Annotated in this window: 18 protein-coding genes and 1 tRNA gene; 8 read left to right on the top strand and 11 right to left on the bottom strand. The window is 67.5% G+C overall.

Features of this window, described 5'->3' with window-relative positions; all coding sequences use genetic code 11:
* Positions 1–324 precede the first annotated feature (324 nt).
* From zwf to eda, 5 genes are all read left to right on the top strand, one after another.
* Positions 325–1,761, top strand: coding sequence for a glucose-6-phosphate dehydrogenase (zwf, locus tag BN1263_RS06410; protein ID WP_058980278.1), 1,437 nt, complete (start codon positions 325–327; stop codon positions 1,759–1,761).
* Positions 1,758–2,765 (top strand): glucokinase, encoded by a 1,008-nt coding sequence (gene glk / locus BN1263_RS06405; RefSeq protein ID WP_019661196.1) that lies wholly within the window; start codon positions 1,758–1,760, stop codon positions 2,763–2,765. Before zwf ends, glk begins: the two co-directional genes overlap by 4 nt.
* Complete coding sequence (gene pgl, locus BN1263_RS06400) at positions 2,762–3,484, top strand: 6-phosphogluconolactonase (RefSeq protein ID WP_058980277.1); 723 nt, start codon at positions 2,762–2,764, stop codon at positions 3,482–3,484. The genes glk and pgl overlap by 4 nt, the downstream gene beginning before the upstream one ends.
* A gap of 58 nt (positions 3,485–3,542) precedes the next feature.
* A complete protein-coding gene (gene edd / locus BN1263_RS06395) occupies positions 3,543–5,459 on the top strand; it encodes a phosphogluconate dehydratase (RefSeq protein ID WP_058980276.1) in 1,917 nt (638 codons plus the stop codon).
* Positions 5,460–5,663: 204 nt separating this feature from the next.
* On the top strand, positions 5,664–6,323 hold the full coding sequence (gene eda / locus BN1263_RS06390) for a bifunctional 4-hydroxy-2-oxoglutarate aldolase/2-dehydro-3-deoxy-phosphogluconate aldolase (RefSeq protein WP_058980275.1): 660 nt from the start codon (positions 5,664–5,666) through the stop codon (positions 6,321–6,323).
* A gap of 328 nt (positions 6,324–6,651) precedes the next feature.
* On the opposite strand, the gene BN1263_RS06385 is transcribed toward eda, so the two are convergent.
* The 3 genes from BN1263_RS06385 to ispG form a co-directional block, all read right to left on the bottom strand.
* Entirely contained in the window at positions 6,652–7,299 is a 648-nt protein-coding gene (locus BN1263_RS06385) for a response regulator (protein WP_058980274.1), read from the bottom strand.
* Positions 7,300–7,499: 200 nt separating this feature from the next.
* Positions 7,500–8,249, bottom strand: coding sequence for a phosphatase PAP2 family protein (locus BN1263_RS06380; RefSeq protein ID WP_058980273.1), 750 nt, complete (start codon positions 8,247–8,249; stop codon positions 7,500–7,502).
* Entirely contained in the window at positions 8,230–9,495 is a 1,266-nt protein-coding gene (gene ispG / locus BN1263_RS06375) for a flavodoxin-dependent (E)-4-hydroxy-3-methylbut-2-enyl-diphosphate synthase (protein ID WP_058980272.1), read from the bottom strand. Before ispG ends, BN1263_RS06380 begins: the two co-directional genes overlap by 20 nt.
* A 114-nt stretch (positions 9,496–9,609) precedes the next feature.
* Between ispG and BN1263_RS06370 the strand changes: the two genes are divergently transcribed.
* Both BN1263_RS06370 and BN1263_RS06365 read left to right on the top strand, forming a co-directional pair.
* On the top strand, positions 9,610–10,836 hold the full coding sequence (locus BN1263_RS06370) for an ATP-binding protein (protein WP_019661188.1): 1,227 nt from the start codon (positions 9,610–9,612) through the stop codon (positions 10,834–10,836).
* On the top strand, positions 10,833–11,396 hold the full coding sequence (locus tag BN1263_RS06365; RefSeq protein WP_005409063.1) for a response regulator transcription factor: 564 nt from the start codon (positions 10,833–10,835) through the stop codon (positions 11,394–11,396). The genes BN1263_RS06370 and BN1263_RS06365 overlap by 4 nt, the downstream gene beginning before the upstream one ends.
* A gap of 21 nt (positions 11,397–11,417) precedes the next feature.
* Here the strand turns inward: BN1263_RS06365 and BN1263_RS06360 are convergent, their stop codons facing one another.
* From BN1263_RS06360 to pcnB, 8 genes are all read right to left on the bottom strand, one after another.
* A complete protein-coding gene (locus BN1263_RS06360) occupies positions 11,418–14,315 on the bottom strand; it encodes a type 2 lanthipeptide synthetase LanM family protein (RefSeq protein ID WP_058980271.1) in 2,898 nt (965 codons plus the stop codon).
* Between the two features lie 80 nt (positions 14,316–14,395).
* Positions 14,396–14,602: a DUF6229 family protein gene (locus BN1263_RS06355; protein WP_010484314.1), complete on the bottom strand. Its 207-nt coding sequence runs from the start codon at positions 14,600–14,602 to the stop codon at positions 14,396–14,398.
* A 280-nt stretch (positions 14,603–14,882) separates the two neighbouring features.
* A complete protein-coding gene (gene pgi, locus BN1263_RS06350; RefSeq protein ID WP_058980270.1) occupies positions 14,883–16,397 on the bottom strand; it encodes a glucose-6-phosphate isomerase in 1,515 nt (504 codons plus the stop codon).
* A complete protein-coding gene (panD, locus tag BN1263_RS06345) occupies positions 16,394–16,774 on the bottom strand; it encodes an aspartate 1-decarboxylase (RefSeq protein ID WP_005409061.1) in 381 nt (126 codons plus the stop codon). The genes pgi and panD overlap by 4 nt, the downstream gene beginning before the upstream one ends.
* A 159-nt stretch (positions 16,775–16,933) precedes the next feature.
* A complete protein-coding gene (gene panC / locus BN1263_RS06340) occupies positions 16,934–17,773 on the bottom strand; it encodes a pantoate--beta-alanine ligase (protein WP_058980269.1) in 840 nt (279 codons plus the stop codon).
* Positions 17,770–18,585 (bottom strand): 3-methyl-2-oxobutanoate hydroxymethyltransferase, encoded by an 816-nt coding sequence (panB, locus tag BN1263_RS06335; RefSeq protein WP_058980268.1) that lies wholly within the window; start codon positions 18,583–18,585, stop codon positions 17,770–17,772. Before panB ends, panC begins: the two co-directional genes overlap by 4 nt.
* 34 nt (positions 18,586–18,619) lie before the next feature.
* On the bottom strand, positions 18,620–19,105 hold the full coding sequence (folK, locus tag BN1263_RS06330) for a 2-amino-4-hydroxy-6-hydroxymethyldihydropteridine diphosphokinase (protein WP_058980267.1): 486 nt from the start codon (positions 19,103–19,105) through the stop codon (positions 18,620–18,622).
* Positions 19,106–19,108: 3 nt separating this feature from the next.
* The gene (pcnB, locus tag BN1263_RS06325) at positions 19,109–20,488 is read right to left on the bottom strand and encodes a polynucleotide adenylyltransferase PcnB (RefSeq protein ID WP_058980266.1); all 1,380 of its coding nucleotides are present in this window, start codon (positions 20,486–20,488) and stop codon (positions 19,109–19,111) included.
* Between the two features lie 52 nt (positions 20,489–20,540).
* Here pcnB and BN1263_RS06320 point away from each other — a divergent pair.
* Positions 20,541–20,615 (top strand) — tRNA-Glu (locus BN1263_RS06320).
* Positions 20,616–20,840 lie beyond the last annotated feature (225 nt).

Here is a 20,840-nt window from a genome sequence, read left to right as displayed (position 1 = left end):
GCTGTCTTTTGGGACTGCCTCGGCCCTCCCGATGGCAGTGATGATTGCGCGCCTGCCGCATGACGGCGAGCACTGCAATCGAATACAGTTGCCCATTCTGCCATGTAAACGTTTTCACGTGGCACTATCCGATGATCGGTGCGCACCGATCTGCGTCGGCGGTTGAACGAAGGTTCCGCCGAGGTAGTGGTTTCGAATGGAACGATCTTCCGCAACACCGGAGATCGCCCCTGACGAACCTCGGACAGGCAGTTGCGCGGATGTCCCCCGAACCCAGCCATGAAGCGATTGACAACGATGTCACCCGGATCTGAAACTCGAGCGATGCACGACACCCTCTTCCTGTTCGGTGCCACAGGTGATCTGGCCCAGCGCTACCTGTTCCCTTCGCTGCTTCGCCTGCTTGGCGACGGCCTGCTGCCGGAGGACTTCCGCATCCGCGCACTGGCCCTGTCCGGGCATGACACCGAAGCTTTCCATGACATCCTCCGGCCGCGCCTGCAGCAGGCCATGCCGATGGCCACGCAGGACGACATCGCTGCCCTGCTGCGCCGCATAGACTACCGTTCGGTGGACCTGCGCGATGTCGACTCGGTTGCCGCCGCAGTCTCCGACTTGGTGCACCGCAAGTGCGTCAGCTACCTGGCCATTCCGCCGGGCCTGTACATCTCCACCTGCGAAGGCCTGGCCAAGGGCGGCGCCCTCGCCGCGCCGGCACGCCTGATGCTGGAGAAGCCGATCGGCAGCGACAGCGAGAGCGCCGAGGAAATCATCAGCACCATCGGCCAGTGGATCGACGAGGACCGCGTGTTCCGCCTCGACCACTACCTGGGCAAGGCGGCAGTGCAGAACCTGATCGCGCTGCGCTTCGGCAACACGCTGCTGGAAGCGGTGTGGAACCGCAACTACATCGAATCGGTGCACATCCTGGTGGCCGAGAGCGAAGGCGTGGACGGCCGTGACGCCTACTACGCCCGCTCCGGCGCGCTGCGCGACATGGTGCAGAGCCACATCCTGCAGCTGCTGTGCATGGTGGCGATGGAACCGCCGGCCTCGCTGGAAGCCGACCGCATCCGCGACGAGAAGGTCAAGGTGCTGCGGGCCCTGCGCCCGCTCGATGCCAGGCACGCCGCGCGCGACAGCATCCGGGGCCGCTACACCGCTGGCAACATCAACGGCCAGCCGGCCCAGGCCTACCAGCCGCCGGAAGGCAGCGACGTGGAAACCTTCGCCGGTGTCACCGCGCATATCGACAACTGGCGCTGGAGCGGCGTGCCGTTCCACCTGGTCACCGGCAAGCGCCTGCCCGAGCGCACCACCCGCGTGGTGGTCACGCTGAAGCCGGTCACCCACTGGCTGTTCGAGCGCCCGCAGCGCGCGCAGGCCGCACCGAACCGCCTGGTGTTCCAGCTGCAGCCGCAGGAGAACATCGAACTGGGCCTGATGAGCAGCCTGGCCGGCCCGGAATGGGGTGCCCTGGAACTGCATCCGCTGGAACTGGAACTGTCGGTGCCGACCGGCCTGCATCGCCGCATCGCCTACGAACGCCTGTTCCTGGATGCCTTCAACGGCAACCACACGCTGTTCGTGCGCGACGACGAAGTGCGCGCAGCGTGGGCCTGGATCGACAGCGTTGCCGACGCCTGGAAGGAGGCCAAGCTGCCGCTGGAACCGTATCCTGCTGGCCAGTGGGGCCCAAGCAATGCAGGCGAGTTCCTGCCGCAGGGCGTGGACGCGCCGGACAGCGGGGCCTCGGCATGAGTGCCATCTCGCAGCCGGTGCTGGTTGCCGACATCGGCGGCACCAATGCCCGCTTCGCCCTGGCCGACACCTCACAGGACGCGCCGCTGCTCAAGGAGAGCATCCGCGAGTACGCGGTGGCGGAATTCCCGTCGCTGGGTGATGCCGCGCGCCACCACCTGGAACAGATCGGCGCTGCGGCCAGCCGCGGCGTGTTCGCAGTGGCCGGCCGCGTCGACGGTGACGAGGCGCGCATCACCAATCATCCGTGGGTGATCTCGCGCAGCCGCACCGCCGCGATGCTGGGGTTCGACGAGTTGCACCTGATCAACGACTTCGCCGCACAGGCGATGGCGATTTCGCTGCTGCAGCCCGAGGACGTCGTCCAGGTCGGCGGCGCCGCCTGGGTACCGGGCAAGCCGGGACAGCCGCGCAACTACGCGGTGATCGGGCCCGGTACCGGGCTCGGCGTCGGTGGCCTGATCATGCGCCACGGCCGCTGCTATCCGCTGGAAACCGAAGGCGGTCATGTCAGTTTCCCACCGGGCACACCGGAGGAAATCCGCATCCTGGAAATCCTGTCCGAGCAGTTCGGCCGCGTCTCCAACGAACGCCTGATCTGCGGACCCGGGCTGGTCAACATCCACCGCGCCGTGTGCGAGATGGCCGGCATCGACCCCGGCCAGCTGCAGCCGGTGGACGTGACCGCGCGTGCCCTGCACGGTGATCCGCAGGCAATGCGCACCGTGGACGTGTTCTGCGCGGTGTTCGGCGCCATCGCCGGCGATCTGGTACTGACCCAGGGCGCCTGGGACGGCGTGTTCCTGACGGGCGGCCTGACCCCGAAGATGCTCGATTCACTGCAGCACTCCGGCTTCCGCCAGCGCTTCGAACACAAGGGGCGGTTCTCTTCGATCATGGCGAGGGTGCCATCGCTTGCCGTGATGCATCCCCACGCCGGACTGCTGGGCGCTGCCGCCTATGCTGCCGACGCCGAACGTGACGCACCAGGAGTTGCCGCATGAGCCCCACCTTCCACGACGACCGCATCGAGTTCATCCAGCACGGCGACGCCGATGGCTGGATCGAGGCGGTGGCCGCCGAAATGGCGCAGACCCTCAACCACGACATCAATGAAGTGGGCCGGGCCCGCATCCTGCTCTCCGGTGGCACCACGCCGGCGCCGGTATACCAGGCACTGGCCGAACTGGACGTGCATTGGGACCGGGTGGAAGTGAGCCTGGCCGATGAGCGGTGGCTGTCGCCGCAGGATCGCGACAGCAACGCCTGGCTGGTGCGCGAGCACCTGCTCAAGCGTGCCGAGGGTGCGCACTTCGATCCGCTGGTGCGGATCGGCAAGCCGCTGACGGAGTGCGTCTACACCGCCAACCTGCAGGCCCAGCACAGCCAGCCACCCAGCCTGGTGGCACTGGGCATGGGCAACGATGGCCACACCGCCTCGCTGTTCCCGGGTTCGAAGGACCTGGCCCGTGCACTGGAAAGCACCCTGCCCTATGCGGCACTGGATGCCACCGGCTGCCCGGGCGCGAACCAGTGGCCGCTGCGCATCACCCTGACCCCGCACGGCCTGCGCCAGTGCCGCCAGCGTCTGCTGCTGCTGCGCGGCAAGCAGAAGCTGCAGGTACTGCGCCAGGCACTGGACAGCAATGACCCCCAGCAGTACCCGATCCTCAATGCAATCAACCTGGAAGGCGCGCGCCTGCGCGTCCACTGGGCTGATTGATGTCGGCGGCGGCGCCACGCCGCCGCTTGCCTCTCGCCACCACGAACGCCGGTAGCCAATGAGCCTCCATCCGCAACTGCAAGCCATCACTGAGCGCGTCATCCGCCGCAGCGCGGCCTCGCGCGCCGCCTATCTGGCCGCGATCGACGCCTCCCTGCGCGAGGGCCCGTTCCGCAGCCGCCTGAGCTGCGGCAACCTCGCCCATGGGTTCGCCGCCTGCGGCGGTACCGACAAGAGCCGCCTGCGCGGTGGGGTGACACCGAACCTTGGCATCATCACCGCCTACAACGACATGCTGTCGGCGCACCAGCCGTTCGAGTCCTATCCCGAGCAGATCCGCCAGATCGCCCGCGAGCTGGGCGCCACCGCGCAGGTGGCCGGCGGTGTGCCGGCGATGTGCGACGGGGTCACCCAAGGCCGTGGTGGCATGGAGCTGTCGCTGTTCTCGCGCGATGTGATCGCGCAGGCCACCGCGATCGGGCTCAGCCACGACATGTTCGATACCACCGTCTACCTCGGTGTCTGCGACAAGATCGTGCCGGGGCTGCTGATCGGCGCACTGGCCTTCGGCCACCTGCCGGCGGTGTTCGTGCCGGCCGGCCCGATGACCCCGGGCATACCCAACAAGCAGAAGGCGGAAGTTCGCGAGCGCTATGCCGCCGGCGAAGCCACCCGTGAAGAACTGCTGGAAGCCGAGTCGGCCTCCTACCACGGCGCCGGCACCTGCACCTTCTACGGCACGGCCAACTCCAACCAGGTGCTGCTGGAAGCGATGGGCGTGCAGCTGCCGGGCGCGTCGTTCGTCAATCCGGGCACCCCGCTGCGCGACGCTCTTACCCGCGAAGCGACCGAACGTGCACTGGACATCACTGCGCTTGGCGATGACTTCCGTCCGCTGGGCCGGATCATCGACGAGCGCGCGATCATCAACGCGGTCATCGCGCTGATGGCCACCGGCGGTTCGACCAACCACACCATCCACTGGATCGCGGTGGCGCGTGCGGCCGGCATCGTGCTGACCTGGGACGACTTCGACGAGCTGTCGCAGCTGATTCCGCTGCTGGCCCGCGTCTACCCGAACGGCGAGGCCGACGTGAACCGCTTCGCCGCCGCCGGTGGCCCGGCGTTCGTGTTCGGCGAGCTGATCAAGGCCGGCCTGATGCATGGCGACCTGGTCAGCGTGGCCCGTGGCGGCATGGCCGACTACGCCCGCGAACCCCAGCTGCGCGACGGCCAACTGGTTTATCTGCCGGGCCTGGAACGCAGCGCCGATGACGAGGTGGTGCGTGGCGTCGACAATCCGTTCGAACACCAGGGTGGCCTGCGCCTGCTGCGCGGCAACCTGGGCAAGTCGCTGATCAAGCTGTCGGCGGTGAAGCCGCAGTACCGCACGATCGAAGCACCGGCCGTGGTGGTCGATGCACCGCAGGTGCTGAACAAGCTGCACGCCGGTGGCCTGCTGCCCGAGCATTTCGTGGCGGTGGTGCGGTACCAGGGCCCGCGTGCGAACGGCATGCCGGAACTGCATTCGCTGGCGCCGCTGCTGGGCCTGTTGCAGAACCAGGGCCGACGCGTGGCGCTGGTCACCGACGGTCGCCTGTCCGGCGCCTCGGGCAAGATTCCGGCGGCGATCCACGTGACGCCGGAAGCGGCGCGCGGCGGCCCGCTGGCGAAGGTGCGCGAAGGCGACATGATCCGGCTGGACGGCGAGGCCGGCACGCTGGAAGTGCTGGTGGACCCGGCCGAATGGGCGGCGCGTCCGCTGGCACCGAACACTGCGCCGGCCGCGCATGACCTGGGCCGCAATCTGTTCGCGGTCAACCGTCGCGTGGTGGGCCCGGCCGACCAAGGCGCGATGTCGATTTCGTGCGGGCCGGCGGCGGCCGATGGCGGGCCGTGGGAGTACGACGCGGAGTACGAGCTGGGGCATGATGCCGCGGCGGCGGCAGCGCCGCATGAGGCGAAAGACGCCTGAAGCGAAAAGCCGCGGCAGGCTTCCCGGCTTGGGCAGTAGAGCGCCCTGGCCGGGACACGCCGCAAACCCATCCATGGGGCTCGATCGCGGCATCCATGCCGCTCACGGTCCCGGCCAGGGCGCTCCACTGCCCTTGGACAATTCCCGGCGCGTCATTTGCGCTGCGGCCACTGAATCAAGAAGAGCAAAGGCAAGGGCAAAAGCATGGGTATCGAACAACATCAGGTGAAGGCGGCGGAGCTGTTGCATGCGGCGGGCATCCTGCCGGTGGTGACGGTTCATACGCTGGACCAGGCGCGGGCGGTCAGTGCGGCGCTGCTGGACGGTGGTTTGCCGACGATCGAGCTGACGCTGCGTACGCCGGTGGCGATGGAAGCGTTGGCGATGCTCAAGCGCGAGCTGCCCGATGTGGTGGTGGGTGCAGGCACGGTGCTGACCGTGGAGCAGATGCAGCAGTCGATCGATGCGGGCGCGGACTTCCTGGTGACCCCGGGCACGCCGCCAGCGCTGGCCGATGCACTGGCTGCTGCGCCGCTACCGGTGGTGCCGGGTGCGGCCACGCCGACCGAGCTGCTGTCGCTCTACGCCCGGGGCTTCCGCGTGTGCAAGCTGTTCCCGGCCACGGCCGTGGGCGGGCTGGCGATGATCAAGGGACTGGCCGGCCCGGTGGCGGACCTGAAGCTGTGCCCGACCGGCGGCATCACCGAAAACACCGCCGCCGAATACCTCGAGCAGAAAAACGTGGTCTGCATCGGCGGTTCGTGGATGGTGCCGGGCAACTGGATTGCCAACGGCGAATGGGACAAGGTGCGCGCCAGCGCCGCCGACGCCGCGAAGATCATCAAGCGCGTTCGCGGCCACTGAGCCCAACGCAGCTGTAGAGCCGAGCCCACGCTCGGCTCCACGCCAGCGGAATGGAAAGCAGCCGAGCATGGCTCAGCTCTACAGGACCAGCATCCAGAGCGCGCGCAGCGCGCGACCGCTCCCGCTCTTCCTTCTTCATTCCGCGGTGGCGGCGCACGAAAACCGTCCTTGGCCCTGCGGAGGGATTGCGCAGGGACGTGAGCGCCATGGATGGCGCGACCGAGCCTCCAGGGATGGGTTCACGGCGTCCCCCGCGCAATCCCTCCGCAGGGCCAACCCCACGAATCCTGCCGCACACCGCGAGGGGCTCAGCCGTTGGCCGAAACCCTTACAGCGGTCGCGCCGGATCCACCAGCCCGTACTGGCTGGCCATCCGCGCCAGCGCGATGTTGTCGTGGATCCCCATCTTCTCGAACAGCCGCGCCTTGTGCGTGTTCACCGTCTTCGCACTCAGGCTCAGCCGCCGCGCGATATCTTCCTGGCGCAGGCCCTGGGTCAGCAGCAACGCCACTTCCAGCTCGCGCGGCGACAGGCTGTCGAACGGCGAACCGTTGCCTTCCACCGTCGACAGCGCCAGATTCTGCGCGATGCTGGTGCCCAGGTAGCGGCGCCCACCTGCCACGTCACGCACCGCGCGCAGCAGTTCCTGCGCATCACAGCCCTTGCCGATATATCCGGCCGCGCCGGCTTCGAGCAGCCGCTTCGGCAGCGGGCCATCTTCCAGCACCGACACGATCACCACGCGGGTATTGCGGTGGCTGCGCACGATGCGCTCGGTCACTTCCATGCCGCTCACACCCGGCAGGTGCAGGTCACACAGCACCACATCCGGCAGCAGCTGGCGGACTTCACGCAGCGCTTCTTCGCCGGTCTCGGCTTCGCCCACCACCTCGATGTCGGCTTCCCCCGACAGAATCATCTTCATCCCGGTGCGGACCAGCGCGTGGTCATCCACCAGGTAGACTCGAATCGTCATTCACGTACCTCTTCGAATGCGGCCATTGCAGGTCAAGCTAGGCAGGGTGCCGATACCCTGCAAGCGCGTTCGGAATGCGGCCCCGGCAATCTGCCTTGCGCATCACAGTACCGCGCGTTGTGCTTGCCCCCTGTCTTGCAGAACCTGCTGCAACGAAACAACTGATCTATCACGTAGACGTCCCGCGCGGGGCATCCACGTCAATCCCCCTGTGATGATGCTTCGCTGGCCTTCGCTGGCCGCGTGCCATGATGCCGCCAAGGGTGCCGGCGACTGAACATGACCAGATAGCACCCTACCACCCAAACCAGCGCGGCACACCATCCGGCCAGGATATCGGAGGGGTAATGCACCCCCAGATAGACCCGGGAGACGCTGACCAGCAGGCTGAATGCCGGTGCCAGCAGCAGCACCGGCCAGCGCCAGCGGGTGTTCCAGGCCAGCAGTACCAGGGTCACCGCCAGGGTCATCGAGCCCATCGCGTGGCCGCTGGGAAAGCTGAACGTCGATTCCGGCGCGATCGATTCCCACAGGCTGGGGCGCTGGCGCTGGAAGAAGTGCTTGCTGCCCATGTTCAGCAGCGCCGAGCCGACGAAGCTGACCGCCACGAAGGTCGCCTCGCGCCAGCGCCGGTAGCCCAGCAGCACGCCGATGATCAGCACGTCGGCCGGGATCAGGAACCACTCATAGCCCAGTTTGGAAATGAGCACGAAGAAGCGGTCCAGCAGTGGCGAGTGCAGGCCATGCATCTGCCACAGCAGCGGCGCGTCGAAATGGAACGATTCAAACTCGTGCACCTCGTCCGCCAGGGCGACGAAGCCAGCCAACGGCAGCAGCACGCCGCCGAACAGCAGGACCAGGCGCCAGGCATTGCGCGCCATCCAGTGGCGGAAACCGGAGGCGGACTCCGGTGCAGCGAGGATTGCAGGCTTATCCGGCGCTTCGGACATACGTGTGTTCGACGTAGTCGTCGATCAGGGCGACGAACTCCTGGGCGATGTTGTCGCCGCGCAGGGTCGCCTTCTTCTCGCCATCGACAAACACCGGCGCTGCGGGTGTTTCGCCCGTGCCCGGCAGCGAGATGCCGATGTTGGCATGGCGTGACTCGCCCGGCCCGTTCACGATACAGCCCATCACCGCCAGGGTCATGTTCTCCGCCCCCGGGTGGTGGATCTTCCACAGCGGCATCTTCTCGCGCACGTGGTTCTGCACGACCTTGGCCAGCTCCTGGAAGAACTCCGAGGTGGTGCGGCCGCAGCCCGGGCAGGCCGTGACCAGCGGCGTGAAGGCGCGTTGGCCGGTGGTCTGCAGCAGTTCCTGGGCGACGATCACTTCCTGCGTGCGCGACTGGCCCGGTTCCGGGGTCAGCGAGATGCGGATGGTGTCACCGATGCCTTCCTGCAGCAGCACGCCCAGCGCCGCCGCCGACGCGACGATGCCCTTGCTGCCGATACCGGCTTCGGTCAGGCCCAGGTGCAGGGCGAATTCCGAGCGCTGGGCCAGGTCGCGGTATACCGCGATCAGCTCCTGCACGCCGCTGACCTTGGCCGACAGCACGATGCGGTCGCGCGGCAGGCCGAGTTCCACCGCCTGCTCGGCCGAATCCAGGGCCGAGCGGATCAGCGCTTCGCGCAGCACGCGGCCGGCATCCCAGGGCTGTTCGCGCAGGCTGTTCTCGTCCATCAGCTTCGCCGCCAGGGCCTGGTCCAGCGAGCCCCAGTTGGCGCCGATGCGCACCGGCTTGTTGTAGCGGATCGCAAACTCGATCAACTGCGCGAACTGCAGGTCCTTCTTCTTGCCGAAGCCGACGTTGCCGGGGTTGATGCGGTACTTTGCCAGCGCTTCGGCACACGCCGGTTCGGCGGTCAGCAGCTGGTGGCCGTTGTAATGGAAGTCACCGATCAGCGGCACGTCGATACCCATCATCGCCAGCTTGTCGACGATGCGCGGGATCGCCGCAGCCGCTTCCACGGTGTTGACGGTCAACCGCACCATTTCCGAACCCGCGCGCCACAACTCGGCCACCTGCTTGACGCTGGAAGCCACGTCGGAGGTGTCGGTGTTGGTCATCGACTGCACCACTACCGGCTTGCCTCCGCCTACGGTGACCCCGCCGATCTGCACGGCATGGGTCTGGCGGCGGGGCCAGGAGGTGGCATCGGAGGGAGGCGTAGGGCGGGTAACGGCGTCGTGCATGGGCGCATTCTACCGCCCGCTCCCGCATTCGGGGTGACTCGCATTCAGCCGGCGGCACGGCTGCGGCCGATTGTCGCAGGCACGCGCGCCCGTGAACGCATACGATGAGCATGAATGACCGGTCCCGACGCCCCGTTCCTCCGTACCCTGTGCAGCCTGCGCTGGCTTGCCGTAGGCGGCCAGGCCGCCACCATCCTGGTCGCCAGCTGGGTGCTGGGCCTGCCGTTGCCCCAGCTACCACTATGGGCCGGCGTGGCCGTGCTCACCTTGTTCAACATCTACACCCAGCTGCGCCCGGAAGCGGCCGACACCGCCCCGCTGACCGCATTCGGCCATATCCTGGTGGACGTGATCATCCTGACCTGGATGGTGGGCTGGAGCGGCGGCATGGCCAACCCGTTCAGTTCACTGTTCCTGATCCTGATCGCGCTGGCCGCCTTCGCCCTGCCCCTGCGCTGGGCACTGGCAGTGGCCCTGGCCTGCCTGCTCGGCTACGCCGCCAGCGGCATCTTCGGCCAGCCGCTGCCGGACGGCTATTTCCGCGCGCAGGACCTCAACCGTTGGGGCGTGGTCGCCAACTTCCTCATTTCCGCAGCGGTCGTGCTGACCTTCTCCACCCGCTTGGCGCTGGCGCTGCGACAGCGCGAACTGGAACTGTCGGCACTCAGGGAACGCTTCGCCCGCAACGAAGGCATCGTCGCCCTGGCCACCCATGCCGCCTCGGTGGCGCATGAACTGAACACGCCGCTGGCGACCATGACCCTGCTTGCCGATGACGTCGCCGAGCGCAGCGAAGAGCCCGAAGTGCGCGAAGACATGGAGACCCTGCGCGAACTGCTGGTGCAGTGCCGGGAACGCGTGCTGGCGCTGGCCGCACCGGCCTCGGCCGACGCACCGGGCCGCAGCCACTCCAGCGCCCAGCAGGTACTGGAACAGTGGCGCCTGGTGCGGCCGACCATCGACCTGCATCGCAATGACGATGCGCCGCTGCGGTTACCACTGGATCCGGGCGTGGGCCATCTGCTGATGGTCCTGCTCAACAATGCCGCAGATGCCGGCGAACAGGCCGGGCGGCCACGGGTAGACCTGGACCTGCGCATCGAAGGCGACGACCTGATCGGCGAAGTCCGCGACTACGGCCACGGCTTCGATGCCCGTGCCGCGGTGCTGCCAGGCAAGCTGTTCGGCAGCAGCAAGAGCGAGGGCATGGGCGTTGGCCTGGCCCTGTCCCATGCCACCATCGAACGCCTCGACGGCGAGATGTGGATGCGCCCGGCCCAAGGCGCCGGCAGCCGCGTCGGCTTCCGCCTGCCGCTGGTCCCACGCGAGGAAACCCCATGAGCGCCTCAACCCTCGGCCTGCTGGTCGACGACGACGAACTGTACCTGCGCACCCTGCAGCGCAGCCTGGCCCGCAAGGGACTGGAAACGCAGACCGCGCAGGATGCCGCCAGCGCGCTGGCATTGGCCCGCCAGCATCCGCCGGCGTTCGCGCTGATCGACCTGAAGCTGGGCAGTGATTCCGGCCTGGCGCTGATCCAGCCGCTGCGCGCGCTGCGCGCTGACATGCGTATCCTGCTGGTGACCGGCTACGCCAGCATCGCCACTGCCGTTGAGGCGATCAAGCTGGGGGCCGACGATTACCTGCCGAAGCCGGCCACGGTACCGATGATCCTGCGCGCGCTTGGCGAGGAAGACGACGGCCCGGCCGACGATGGCGAAATGGAAGTGCCGGACGCGATGACGCCGATCAGCCGCCTGCAGTGGGAACACATCCAGCAGGCGATGCACGAGACCGGCGGCAACGTGTCCGCAGCGGCACGCCTGCTCGGCATGCACCGGCGTTCGCTGCAGCGCAAGCTTGCAAAGCGGCCGAGCCCGGAACGCGATCCGAGCCGTTGATCGCTGACGGACCGGTCCGGCTCAGGCCTCGGCCAGCGCCGGCCGGTACTGCGCGGCGCTGAAGCGCACCGCACACGCATCGGCCCGCGTGGCCTTCGTCTCCTGCAGCAGCGGCGATGGCAGTACGCAGGCCGGATGCATGCGCAGGAAGCCGTAGATCGAACCCGCCAGGCCGATCATCAGGCCCGGGGTAAAGGCCGCACGGGTGAGGCCGCCAACCATCCCCTGGTGCTCCTCGATCGAAGAAATGATCTCGATGGCGGCCTCGTCCTGCGGATAGGGACACCCTGCCGGATCCAGCGCAGCGGCCAGCACCAGCAGTTCCCGGGTGGACACATCGCCATGGCACAGGGTGTGGCTGAACCCCCATTTGCCGCGCGCATCGGCCACGGCGCGACGCATGTCGCGCAATTGCGCGGCATCACCGGTGCGGGCATACAGGTCCGCCGCCGCCAGGCCGATGCCCACGCTGCCGTGGCACCAGGTCGGGAAGTTCTTCTGCCCATCCTGCAGGTGGATGTCCCGCCAGTGCCCGGTATGTGGCTCGAACAGGGCTGCCTGGAATGCAAATGCTCCTTCGGCCAGCCGCCGCCATGCGGCCCGCTCGGGCACGCTGCCAGCCTCGGAGCGGGCCAGTCGTGCCAGCGCCCAGCCCATGCCCATCGCACCGTGGCCAAAACCACCGATCGGCTCGCTGAACTGTGGCGTCGGCCAGCGCGTACCGTCTGCGTCGACAATCGCAGCGTCCTGCATGCGGCGTCCCGCTGCGGCCGCCAGTTCCAGCCAGCGTGCGTTGCCGGTGGCTTCAGCCAGCGCCAGCAACGGCAGGATCATGCCGGACACACCATCAATCAGTTCGAACTTTGCCGCCTGCTGGAAACCGCGATGCTCCGCGGCTTCCGCGCAGCGCTCTGCCAGCGCCAGCAGCGCCGGTCGCTGCAACAGGTCGTGCAATGCCAGCAATGCCCACATTTGCGAACCGGTTCCGACGAATCCACCGTCAATTTCGGCGGGGTGCCGCTCGCACAGGGTCTGGAACACCGCAAGGGCGCCCTCGATGGCCGGATCCAGCCCGGCCACCGGATCGGCACGCCCCTGCTCCACTTCGTGGCGATAGGCTGCCAGTGCGAAAGCGATGCCGCCCAGCCCGAAGTACAGGTCTGGCTGCACCGGCTGGACGGTCCATCCGGTACGCGTCACTTCAGGTGTGATCCAGGTCATCGAGCCGTCTTCGCCGTGCACCGCCAGCCGCAGCAGGCTTTCCACCGCGCGCGTGGCCAGCGTGCGACGGCGTGCGTCCAGGTCGTCGGCGCGCGGATGCCGTGCTGCATAGCTGTAGCCGGACCGGGCCTCGGCTCGGGCCAGTGCATGCTGGTTCAGGTCGGTGGCGACCAGCGTGCTGCGGATCGTCACGTCTTCCAGGTCGATCCGCATCGCGCGCCAGTTGGCGACGACGGAGTGGATACGCGCCGCGTCCAGCTGCGATGCGAAGATCGGAATGTCACCGTGGCGCAGGTCATCGACCTCTCCGCGTACGGTTTCCAGGTCCGATGGCGCAGCGGGCGACACCGCCGCATTCCGCACCAGCAGGTCGATCGCGCGCTCAACCGCCCGAGCTTCGTTGTGAAGCGATGCTGGATGCCAGAGCATCCGCCCGAGCTCGGCGTAGGCCATTGTCGGCCGCCGTACATCCCGCACCTGGCAGCCTTCGAAGGCCGTCAGCAGCGGCATCAGTTCGCCGTTCGCGTCCAGCGCGCGCAGACGCCGACTGGCGTCGATGAAGCCCTCGCTGATGTGGTCCCAGTACAACGACACATCGGGCTGTGCGCTGGGATGGTTCTGCGCAATGGAGACCTCGGCCTCGACCATGCCCAACCGGGCCGGTTCCGTCCCGTCGTCGACGATCACCGGCACCTGCACCCGTGGCTGCTCGCCGGGCAGCGCGCCGGCTGCAGACAGGTCCACGCCCTCCATGCCCAGGCCGGCAGTACGGAACGGCACGATTCCGGTACGCAGCACTGAATTTCGCATCAGCTTGACGGCGGTGTCGTACGCATCGCCAAGCCCTGATGGCTCGATTTCGATTACCCGGCAGAACACGCTTTCGGCGTCGACCACCACCGGCACCGGCCCGACCGCGATCAGATTCTCCAGATGGATGTCGGTGCCACCGATCAGGCGCAGGATGGCCAGCCAGTGGCCGAGGCCGCGGTAATAGCACCGCAGTTCAGCCTCGCCGGAACAATAGCGATGCGCGGCGAATGCAGCCCAGCCGTGGCTGCCACGATCGATCACCTTCGGCACGCGTACGCGGTCAGGGGCGTCACCGAAGACCGCGGACAACAGGCCATCGAGCGTGGCATCGATGCGCAATGAGCGTGGCTTGTACATCACCGTGCCGCCTTCGAACTGCAGCCGTGCCACGGTGCGGCCGCCACCGTGCAGGTCACCGCGGCCCAATGCAACGGCATGCAGCGTGCCCGCCGGCGCACCCAGCAACTCGGCCAACGCAACACGATCACTACCGATGCGTGCAGCGAGCTCCACCACGGCCGCGCATTGTCCTTCGAGCATGCGCGTCAGGCGCGGCAGCAGTACCGGATAACGTTGCTGCAGATGCGCGCGGAAGCCCTCGCTCGTGGCCAGGGCAACGAATTCGTCCAGCGCACCAGCACTGTCAAGCGGGCCGATGTCACCGCTGCGTGCAGCGGCGTGCAGCTCCAGCAGGAGCACGCGGTTGAGCTTGAGCTGGGCATGCTCACGCAGCGCCGCCTCGCCCTGCGAATGCAGCAGCGCACGTTCGCCAGGCTGCAGGGCAATGGAGGGATCATGCAGGCCGGCAGCCAGCGCAGCGCGCGCCTGGGCAAGGAAATGTTCGGTGATGCGCGCAAACGCGGCCGCAGCCGGAGAAGCGGTCATTACGCCCCCTGCGAGATTCAAGAGTCTGTTCCAGTCGCCGGCACGCAGCTGCATGCTTCTGCGTGCCGGCACGGGCTACATCAGCAACACAGGCAGTGGTTGATCACCGATACCGTGGTGGTGCACTCGTTGGTGCCACCGGTGATCATGGTGTCCGAAGCCCCGGTGAGGGCCGCTTCGGTGGCTGCCGCACCGTAGATGAACAGCGAACCCGCAGGGTTGGCGCACCCATCCACATCGTCCGAGCCATTGAGCCAGCCGGACACAACGTCGTCATTCAGATCCATTCGCAATCTCCTGTCATTCACAACATGAGGCGTTGAGGACATGGATCGATTCCACGTCCCTTCGGATACGGCCAGTCCCTGGCATCAACATCATGCTGCGAGCGATACTGGATGACAGGTACAGCCGCCCATGCACACTGCATTGGCACGCCATGCGTAGTCAAGCTGCGCTGCCGCAGGCACGCGAATACGCTGCATGGGCAACGCCGCAGGGCCCCGGAATGGCAGGAACGGAAGGCATGGGATGGCCGGCCTGTCGCCGGCGCATCCACGACCGGGCTCAGCGCTTCAGCTGCGCCAGTATCTCGCGGGTCATCGGATCGGCAATCGCCACATCCTCACCCTGCAGCGCCGGCAACAGGCCACTGGCCAGCTGCTTGCCAAGCTCGACACCGAACTGGTCGAAGGCATTGATGTTCCAGATCACCGACTGCACGTACACAGCGTGTTCGTACATGGCGATCAGTGCGCCCAGCGCCTGCGGGGTCAGTGCGTCGAGCAGGATCAGCGTGCTCGGGCGGCCCCCGGGGTAATCGCGGTGCGGGTCGTCGCTGCTCTGGCCATTGGCCAGTGCTTCGGTCTGCGCCAGCAGGTTGGCCAGCAGGGCCTGATGATTGATCGTGTAGGGATCGTCGCTGTGCACGCAGCCGATGAAGTCGGCCGGAACGATGCTGGTGCCCTGGTGCAGCGCCTGGAAGAAGCTGTGCTGCACGTCGGTGCCCGCCCCGCCCCACCACACCGGCACGGTGTCGGTGGTGACCGGCTGTCCGTCACGCTGCACGCGCTTGCCCAGGCTTTCCATCACCAGCTGCTGCAGGTAGGCCGGCAGCAGCGCCAGGCGCTGGTCGTAGGTCATCACCGCGTGCGTGGCATGGCCCAGCAGGTTGCGGTTCCAGATGTCGGTCAGGCCGTGCAGCACCGGCAGGTTGCGCTCCAGCGGTGCATCCAGCGCATGCGCATCCATCTGCGCGGCGCCTTCCAGCAGCTGCTCGAAGCGCTCGAAACCGATGGCCAGCGCGATCGGGAAACCCACGGCCGACCACAGCGAATAACGGCCACCGACCCAGTCCCACATCGGCAGCACGCGATCGGCGGCGATCGCGAAAGCCTTGGCCGCGCGTTCCGGATTGGCGCTGACGGCATACAGGCGCTCGCTGCCCCCCAGCCAGTCCTGCAGGATCTGGCCGTTGAGCAGGGTTTCCTGCGTGCCGAAGGTCTTGGAAATCAGGATGCCCGCGGTCTTCGCCGGATCCAGCGTGGCCAGCGTGCGCTGCATGGCGGCGCCGTCCACGTTCGACACGAAATGCACGCGCAGGCGCGCACCGCTGACCGGACGCAGCGCATCGGCGACCAGGCGCGGACCGAGGTCGGATCCACCGATGCCGACACTGACCACGTCGGTTACGCCGCTGTCTTCCAGCGCGCGCACCAGCACGCCCATGCGCTGGCGGATCTCGCGCGCGGTGGCATAGGCCTCAGCGGCAACCGGTGCATCGACCACGTCGCCGCGCAATGCGGTGTGCAGTGCGGCGCGCCCCTCGGTCAGATTGACCTGCTCGCCACGGAACAGGCGCGTGATGGCGCCGCCGACATCACGTTCGGCAGCCAGCGCCAGCAACGCCTGCAGCGCGGCGGCATCGTATTTCTGCCGCGCGAAGTTGACGTACAACGGACCGACCCGCAGCGCCAGATCCTGCACGCGGCCGGGTTCGGCGGCGAGCAGGCTGGGGATGCTTGCGCCCTTCAGGCGCTGGGCGTGGGAATGCAGCGAGTCGAATCCGTTGTTCGTTGTCATGCGGCCTGGGTCGGGATCGTGTCGTTGGTGTGGGTGATCTGGTTCTTGCCATCAACGTACACCAGCTTCGGCTTGAAGCTGTCGGCTTCCTGCTCGGTCATGCTGGCGAACGCGGCGATGATGATGATGTCACCGACCTGCACGTGGCGCGCGGCGCCACCGTTGAGCGAGACAACGCCGCTGCCGGCCTCGGCGCGGATGGCATAGGTCGAGAAGCGCGCACCGTTGGTCACGTCCCAGATGTGCACCTGCTCGAACTCGCGGATGCCGGTGGCAGCCAGCAGGTTGTCATCGATGGCGATCGAGCCTTCGTAGTTCAGCTCGGAATGGGTGACGGTGGCGCGATGGATCTTGGTCTTGAGCAGGGACAGGTGCATGGGGGCGCTGCAACGGCAAAGGAAGAGCGGATTCTAGCACCCGTACAGCGCGGGGCATCACGGCCGGCAACCTGTTCAGGTAGGCGGTGAAACCGGGGTCAGAACCCTTTCCCCTGGAAAAGGCATCTGACCCCATGCATCGCGCGGCGCCGCCGGAACTCAGAATTCCAGGTTGTCGATCAGCCGGGTCGTACCCAGTCGCGCGGCGATCAGCGCCACGCGGCCACCGCCGTCGAAGGTCGGCTCGGCCAGCTCCGGGGTGCGCAGCACCGCATAGTCGACCTGGAAACCGGCCGCCTGCAGTGCGGCGGTGGCATCGGCCTCGATGCGTTCGCGCGGGTGACCGGCCACGTAGCCCTCGCGCATGCCCAGCAGGGTGCGGTGAATGGCGGTCGCGACCGGGCGCTGTTCTGCGCTCAGGTACTGGTTGCGCGAACTCTTGGCCAGGCCATCCTCGTCACGCACGATCTCGGCACCGACGATCTGGATCGGGAACGACAGTTCGGCCACCATCTGTCTGATGACAGCCAGCTGCTGGTAGTCCTTGCGGCCGAACACGGCCACGTCAGGCTGCACCTGCAGGAACAGGCGCGCCACCACCGTGCACACGCCGTCGAAGTGACCCGGGCGACTGGCACCTTCAAGCACTTCACTGACACCCGGCGCGTGCATGCGCGTGGTCTTGTCCACGCCCAGCGGATACATCGCCTCCACGCTGGGCAGCCACACCGCATCGCAGCCGACCTGTTCCAGCCCGGCCACATCGGCCTCGGGCGTGCGCGGGTAGCGGCTGAAATCCTCGTTCGGCCCGAACTGGGTCGGGTTGACGAAGATGCTGGCCACCACCTTGTCAGCGTACTGGCGGGCCTGGGTCACCAGCGAATGGTGGCCGCCATGCAGGTTGCCCATGGTCGGCACCAGCGCCACGCGCAGGCCCTCGCGCTTCCACTGGGCGATCAGCCCGCGCAGCGCGCCGAGCTCGTTGAAGGTCTGGATCATTGGGCGTAGGCGTGCTGTTCGTCGGGGAAACTGCCGTCGCGCACGGCGTCGGCAAAGGCACGGGTGGCACCGGCCACCGAGCCGCCTTCGGCAAGGAAATCCTTGACGAACTTGGGGCGGCGATGACCGCTGTCCAGGCCGAGGAAATCGTGCAGCACCAGCACCTGGCCATCGCAGTGCGGGCCGGCACCGATGCCGATGGTCGGCACCTCCACCGCAGCGGTCACTTCGGCGGCGACCGGGGTCGGTACGCATTCGAGCACCATGATGCTGGCGCCGGCAGCGGCCACCGCCCTTGCGTCCTCGACCAGCCGACGGGCGGCATCGCCGCGGCCCTGGATCTTGAAGCCGCCCAGGCGCAGCACCGATTGCGGGGTCAGGCCCAGGTGCGCGCAGACCGGAATCTCGCGCTCGACCAGGTAGCGGATGATGTCGACCTTGAAGCCGGCACCTTCGATCTTGACCATCTCGGCACCGGCCTGCAGCAGCTGCAGCGAGGCATCCAACGCGCGCTCCGGGGTGGCATCGGCGCCGAAGGGCAGGTCCGCCACCAGCAGCGCACGCTGCAGCACCCGGGCCACGGCGCGGGTGTGGTAGACCATGTCGGCAACGGTCACCGGCAGGGTCGAATCATGGCCCTGCACCACCATGCCCAGCGAATCGCCGATCAGGATCAGGTCAACGCCATTGGCGTCGAAAGTGCGGGCGAAGCCGGCGTCGTAGGCGGTCAACATGACCAGCTTCTGGCCATTGCGCTTGGCCTCGGCCAGGGCGGGAACGGTCCAGGGCTTGCTGTCTGCGTGGGTGCTCATGTGCTGATAACCGGGGGAGATAACCCGGGCATTATCACCCTATCGGGGCAATCCCGCAGGCGTCCACCCGCACCACTGCGTCCCGCACGCGGCCGTGGCCGGGAATGACCAGATCCGGCGCGATTTCGGCCAGCGGCACCAACACGAAGGCCCGTTCGTGCATGTACGGGTGTGGCACCTTCAGCCCGGGCTGGTCGAGCTCCTGCACGCCGTACAACAACAGGTCCAGGTCCAGCGCGCGCGGGCCCCAGTGCACTGCCGGATCGCGCACGCGACCGAAGCGCTGCTCCAGCGCCAGCATGGCCTGCAGCAGCTCATCGGCCGGCAAGGTGGTTTCGACCGAGGCCACCGCATTGACGAACGGCGGCTGGTCTTCATTGCCCCAGGCCGGCGTTGCGTAAAGCCGCGAGGCCTGGCGCAGCCGGGTCCCGGGCAGGCCGTCCAGCGCGGCAATCGCCGCGCCGACGGTGGCGGCCGCGTCGCCGAGGTTGGCGCCGAGGCCGATCCAGGCAGGGGTCATCGCCTACTCGCCCGCTGCACCGGCCGGGGCACCCGGACGACGGCGGCGACGGCGGCGCTTGCGCGGCGCTCCGCTCTCGTCATCGCCTTCTTCGCTGTGCATCGCATCCAGCGACGACTCCAGCTCACGCCCGGACTGCGCCTGCGCTTCGCGCCAGAACTCGACATCGGCGGCGTGCTCGGACGACGCCACCTGGCGCAGGCTGAGGAAATCGAACGCGGCACGGAAGCGCGGATGGGTCAGGGTGCGGAACACGCGCTTGCGCTGGCGCGAGCTGAAGCGCGACTGCAGCAGCCAGATTTCCTGCATCGGCAGCGAGAAGCGGCGCGGCAGCGCGACGGTGCTCAACTGCTGCACGGTGACGCGGTCGGCGGCGCGGCGCTGCGCCTCTTCCGGTGCCACGCCCTGCTTGAGCAGGGTCGCCTGTGCACGGCAGAACGCCGGCCACAGCAGCAGCGCGAACAGGAACGCCGGCGAGACCGGTTCGTCGTTGGCCACCCGCGCATCGGTATTGGCCAGGCCCTCGACCAGCATGCGGCGCAGCGCGCCGGTGCGGTTGGCTTTCAGCGCCTTGGCGCTTTCCGGGAACAGCACGTCGAGCAGGCCGTAACGCTCAAGGCCTTCGAAGCTGGCCACGCCGTGTCCGGACAGGAACAGCTTGAGCACTTCCTCGAACAGGCGCGCTGGCGCGGCTTCGTTGAGCAGGCCGGCCAGGTGCGGGATCGGCGCGGCAGTACCCTCTTCGATCTGGAAGCCGAGCTTGGCCGCCAGGCGCACCGCTCGCAGCATGCGTACCGGGTCTTCCTGGTAGCGCTGCACCGGGTCGCCGATCAGCTTCATCAGGCGCGCCTGCACGTCCTCGAAGCCACCGGTGTAGTCGCGCACCGAGAAATCCTCGATGGCGTAGTACAGGGCGTTGCAGGTGAAGTCGCGGCGGACGGCGTCGTCTTCGATGGTCCCGTACACGTTGTCGCGCACGAGCATGCCGTTTTCCATCTCGCGGTCGCCGCTGCCGTCATCGCTGTTGGCGCGGAAGGTGGCGACTTCGATGATTTCGCGACCGAACACTACGTGGGCGAGGCGGAACCGGCGGCCGATCAGGCGGCAGTTGCGGAACAGCTGCTTGACCTGCTCGGGCGTGGCGTCGGTGGCCACGTCGAAATCCTTGGGTTGGCCATTGACCAGCAGATCGCGCACCGCGCCGCCGACAAGGTAGGCGCCGAAGCCGGCATCGCGCAGGCGATAAAGCACGCGCAGGGCGTTCGGGCTGATGTCCTTGCGGGAGATCGTGTGCTGGTCGCGCGGGATGACGCGCAGGCTGAACGGTGATGTAGCAGAGGAAATGATGTTGGCGCTTCCGGTTGAAGTTTCGGGATTGCCCAATGGCATCGAGGTGCATATACTAGCGCTCCTGCCTCGGCAGCGACACAGTTACGCTCCCTTCGTCTAGTGGTTAGGACGTGGCCCTCTCAAGGCTAAAACAGGGGTTCGAGTCCCCTAGGGAGCGCCAGTCGCCGCAGCAGGAACCGAAAAAGCCCGCCTTGTGCGGGCTTTTCTGTTTTCCGGGATTGCAGTGATTGCGGTCGGGTTGGTCGCTTTGGCGCCTCCCTGCAATCGGCTTGAGCCGGTGGGGTCACCCAGGGCAGGACACGCCGTAAACCCATCCATGGGGGCTCGATGGCGCCATCCATGGCGCCAACGTTCCTGCCCTGGGTGACCCCACCGGCTCTGGACG

The organism is Stenotrophomonas thermophila (genome assembly GCF_001499715.1).
GTDB lineage: Bacteria > Pseudomonadota > Gammaproteobacteria > Xanthomonadales > Xanthomonadaceae > Stenotrophomonas > Stenotrophomonas hibiscicola.
This window is presented reverse-complemented; position numbering and strand designations above follow the sequence as displayed.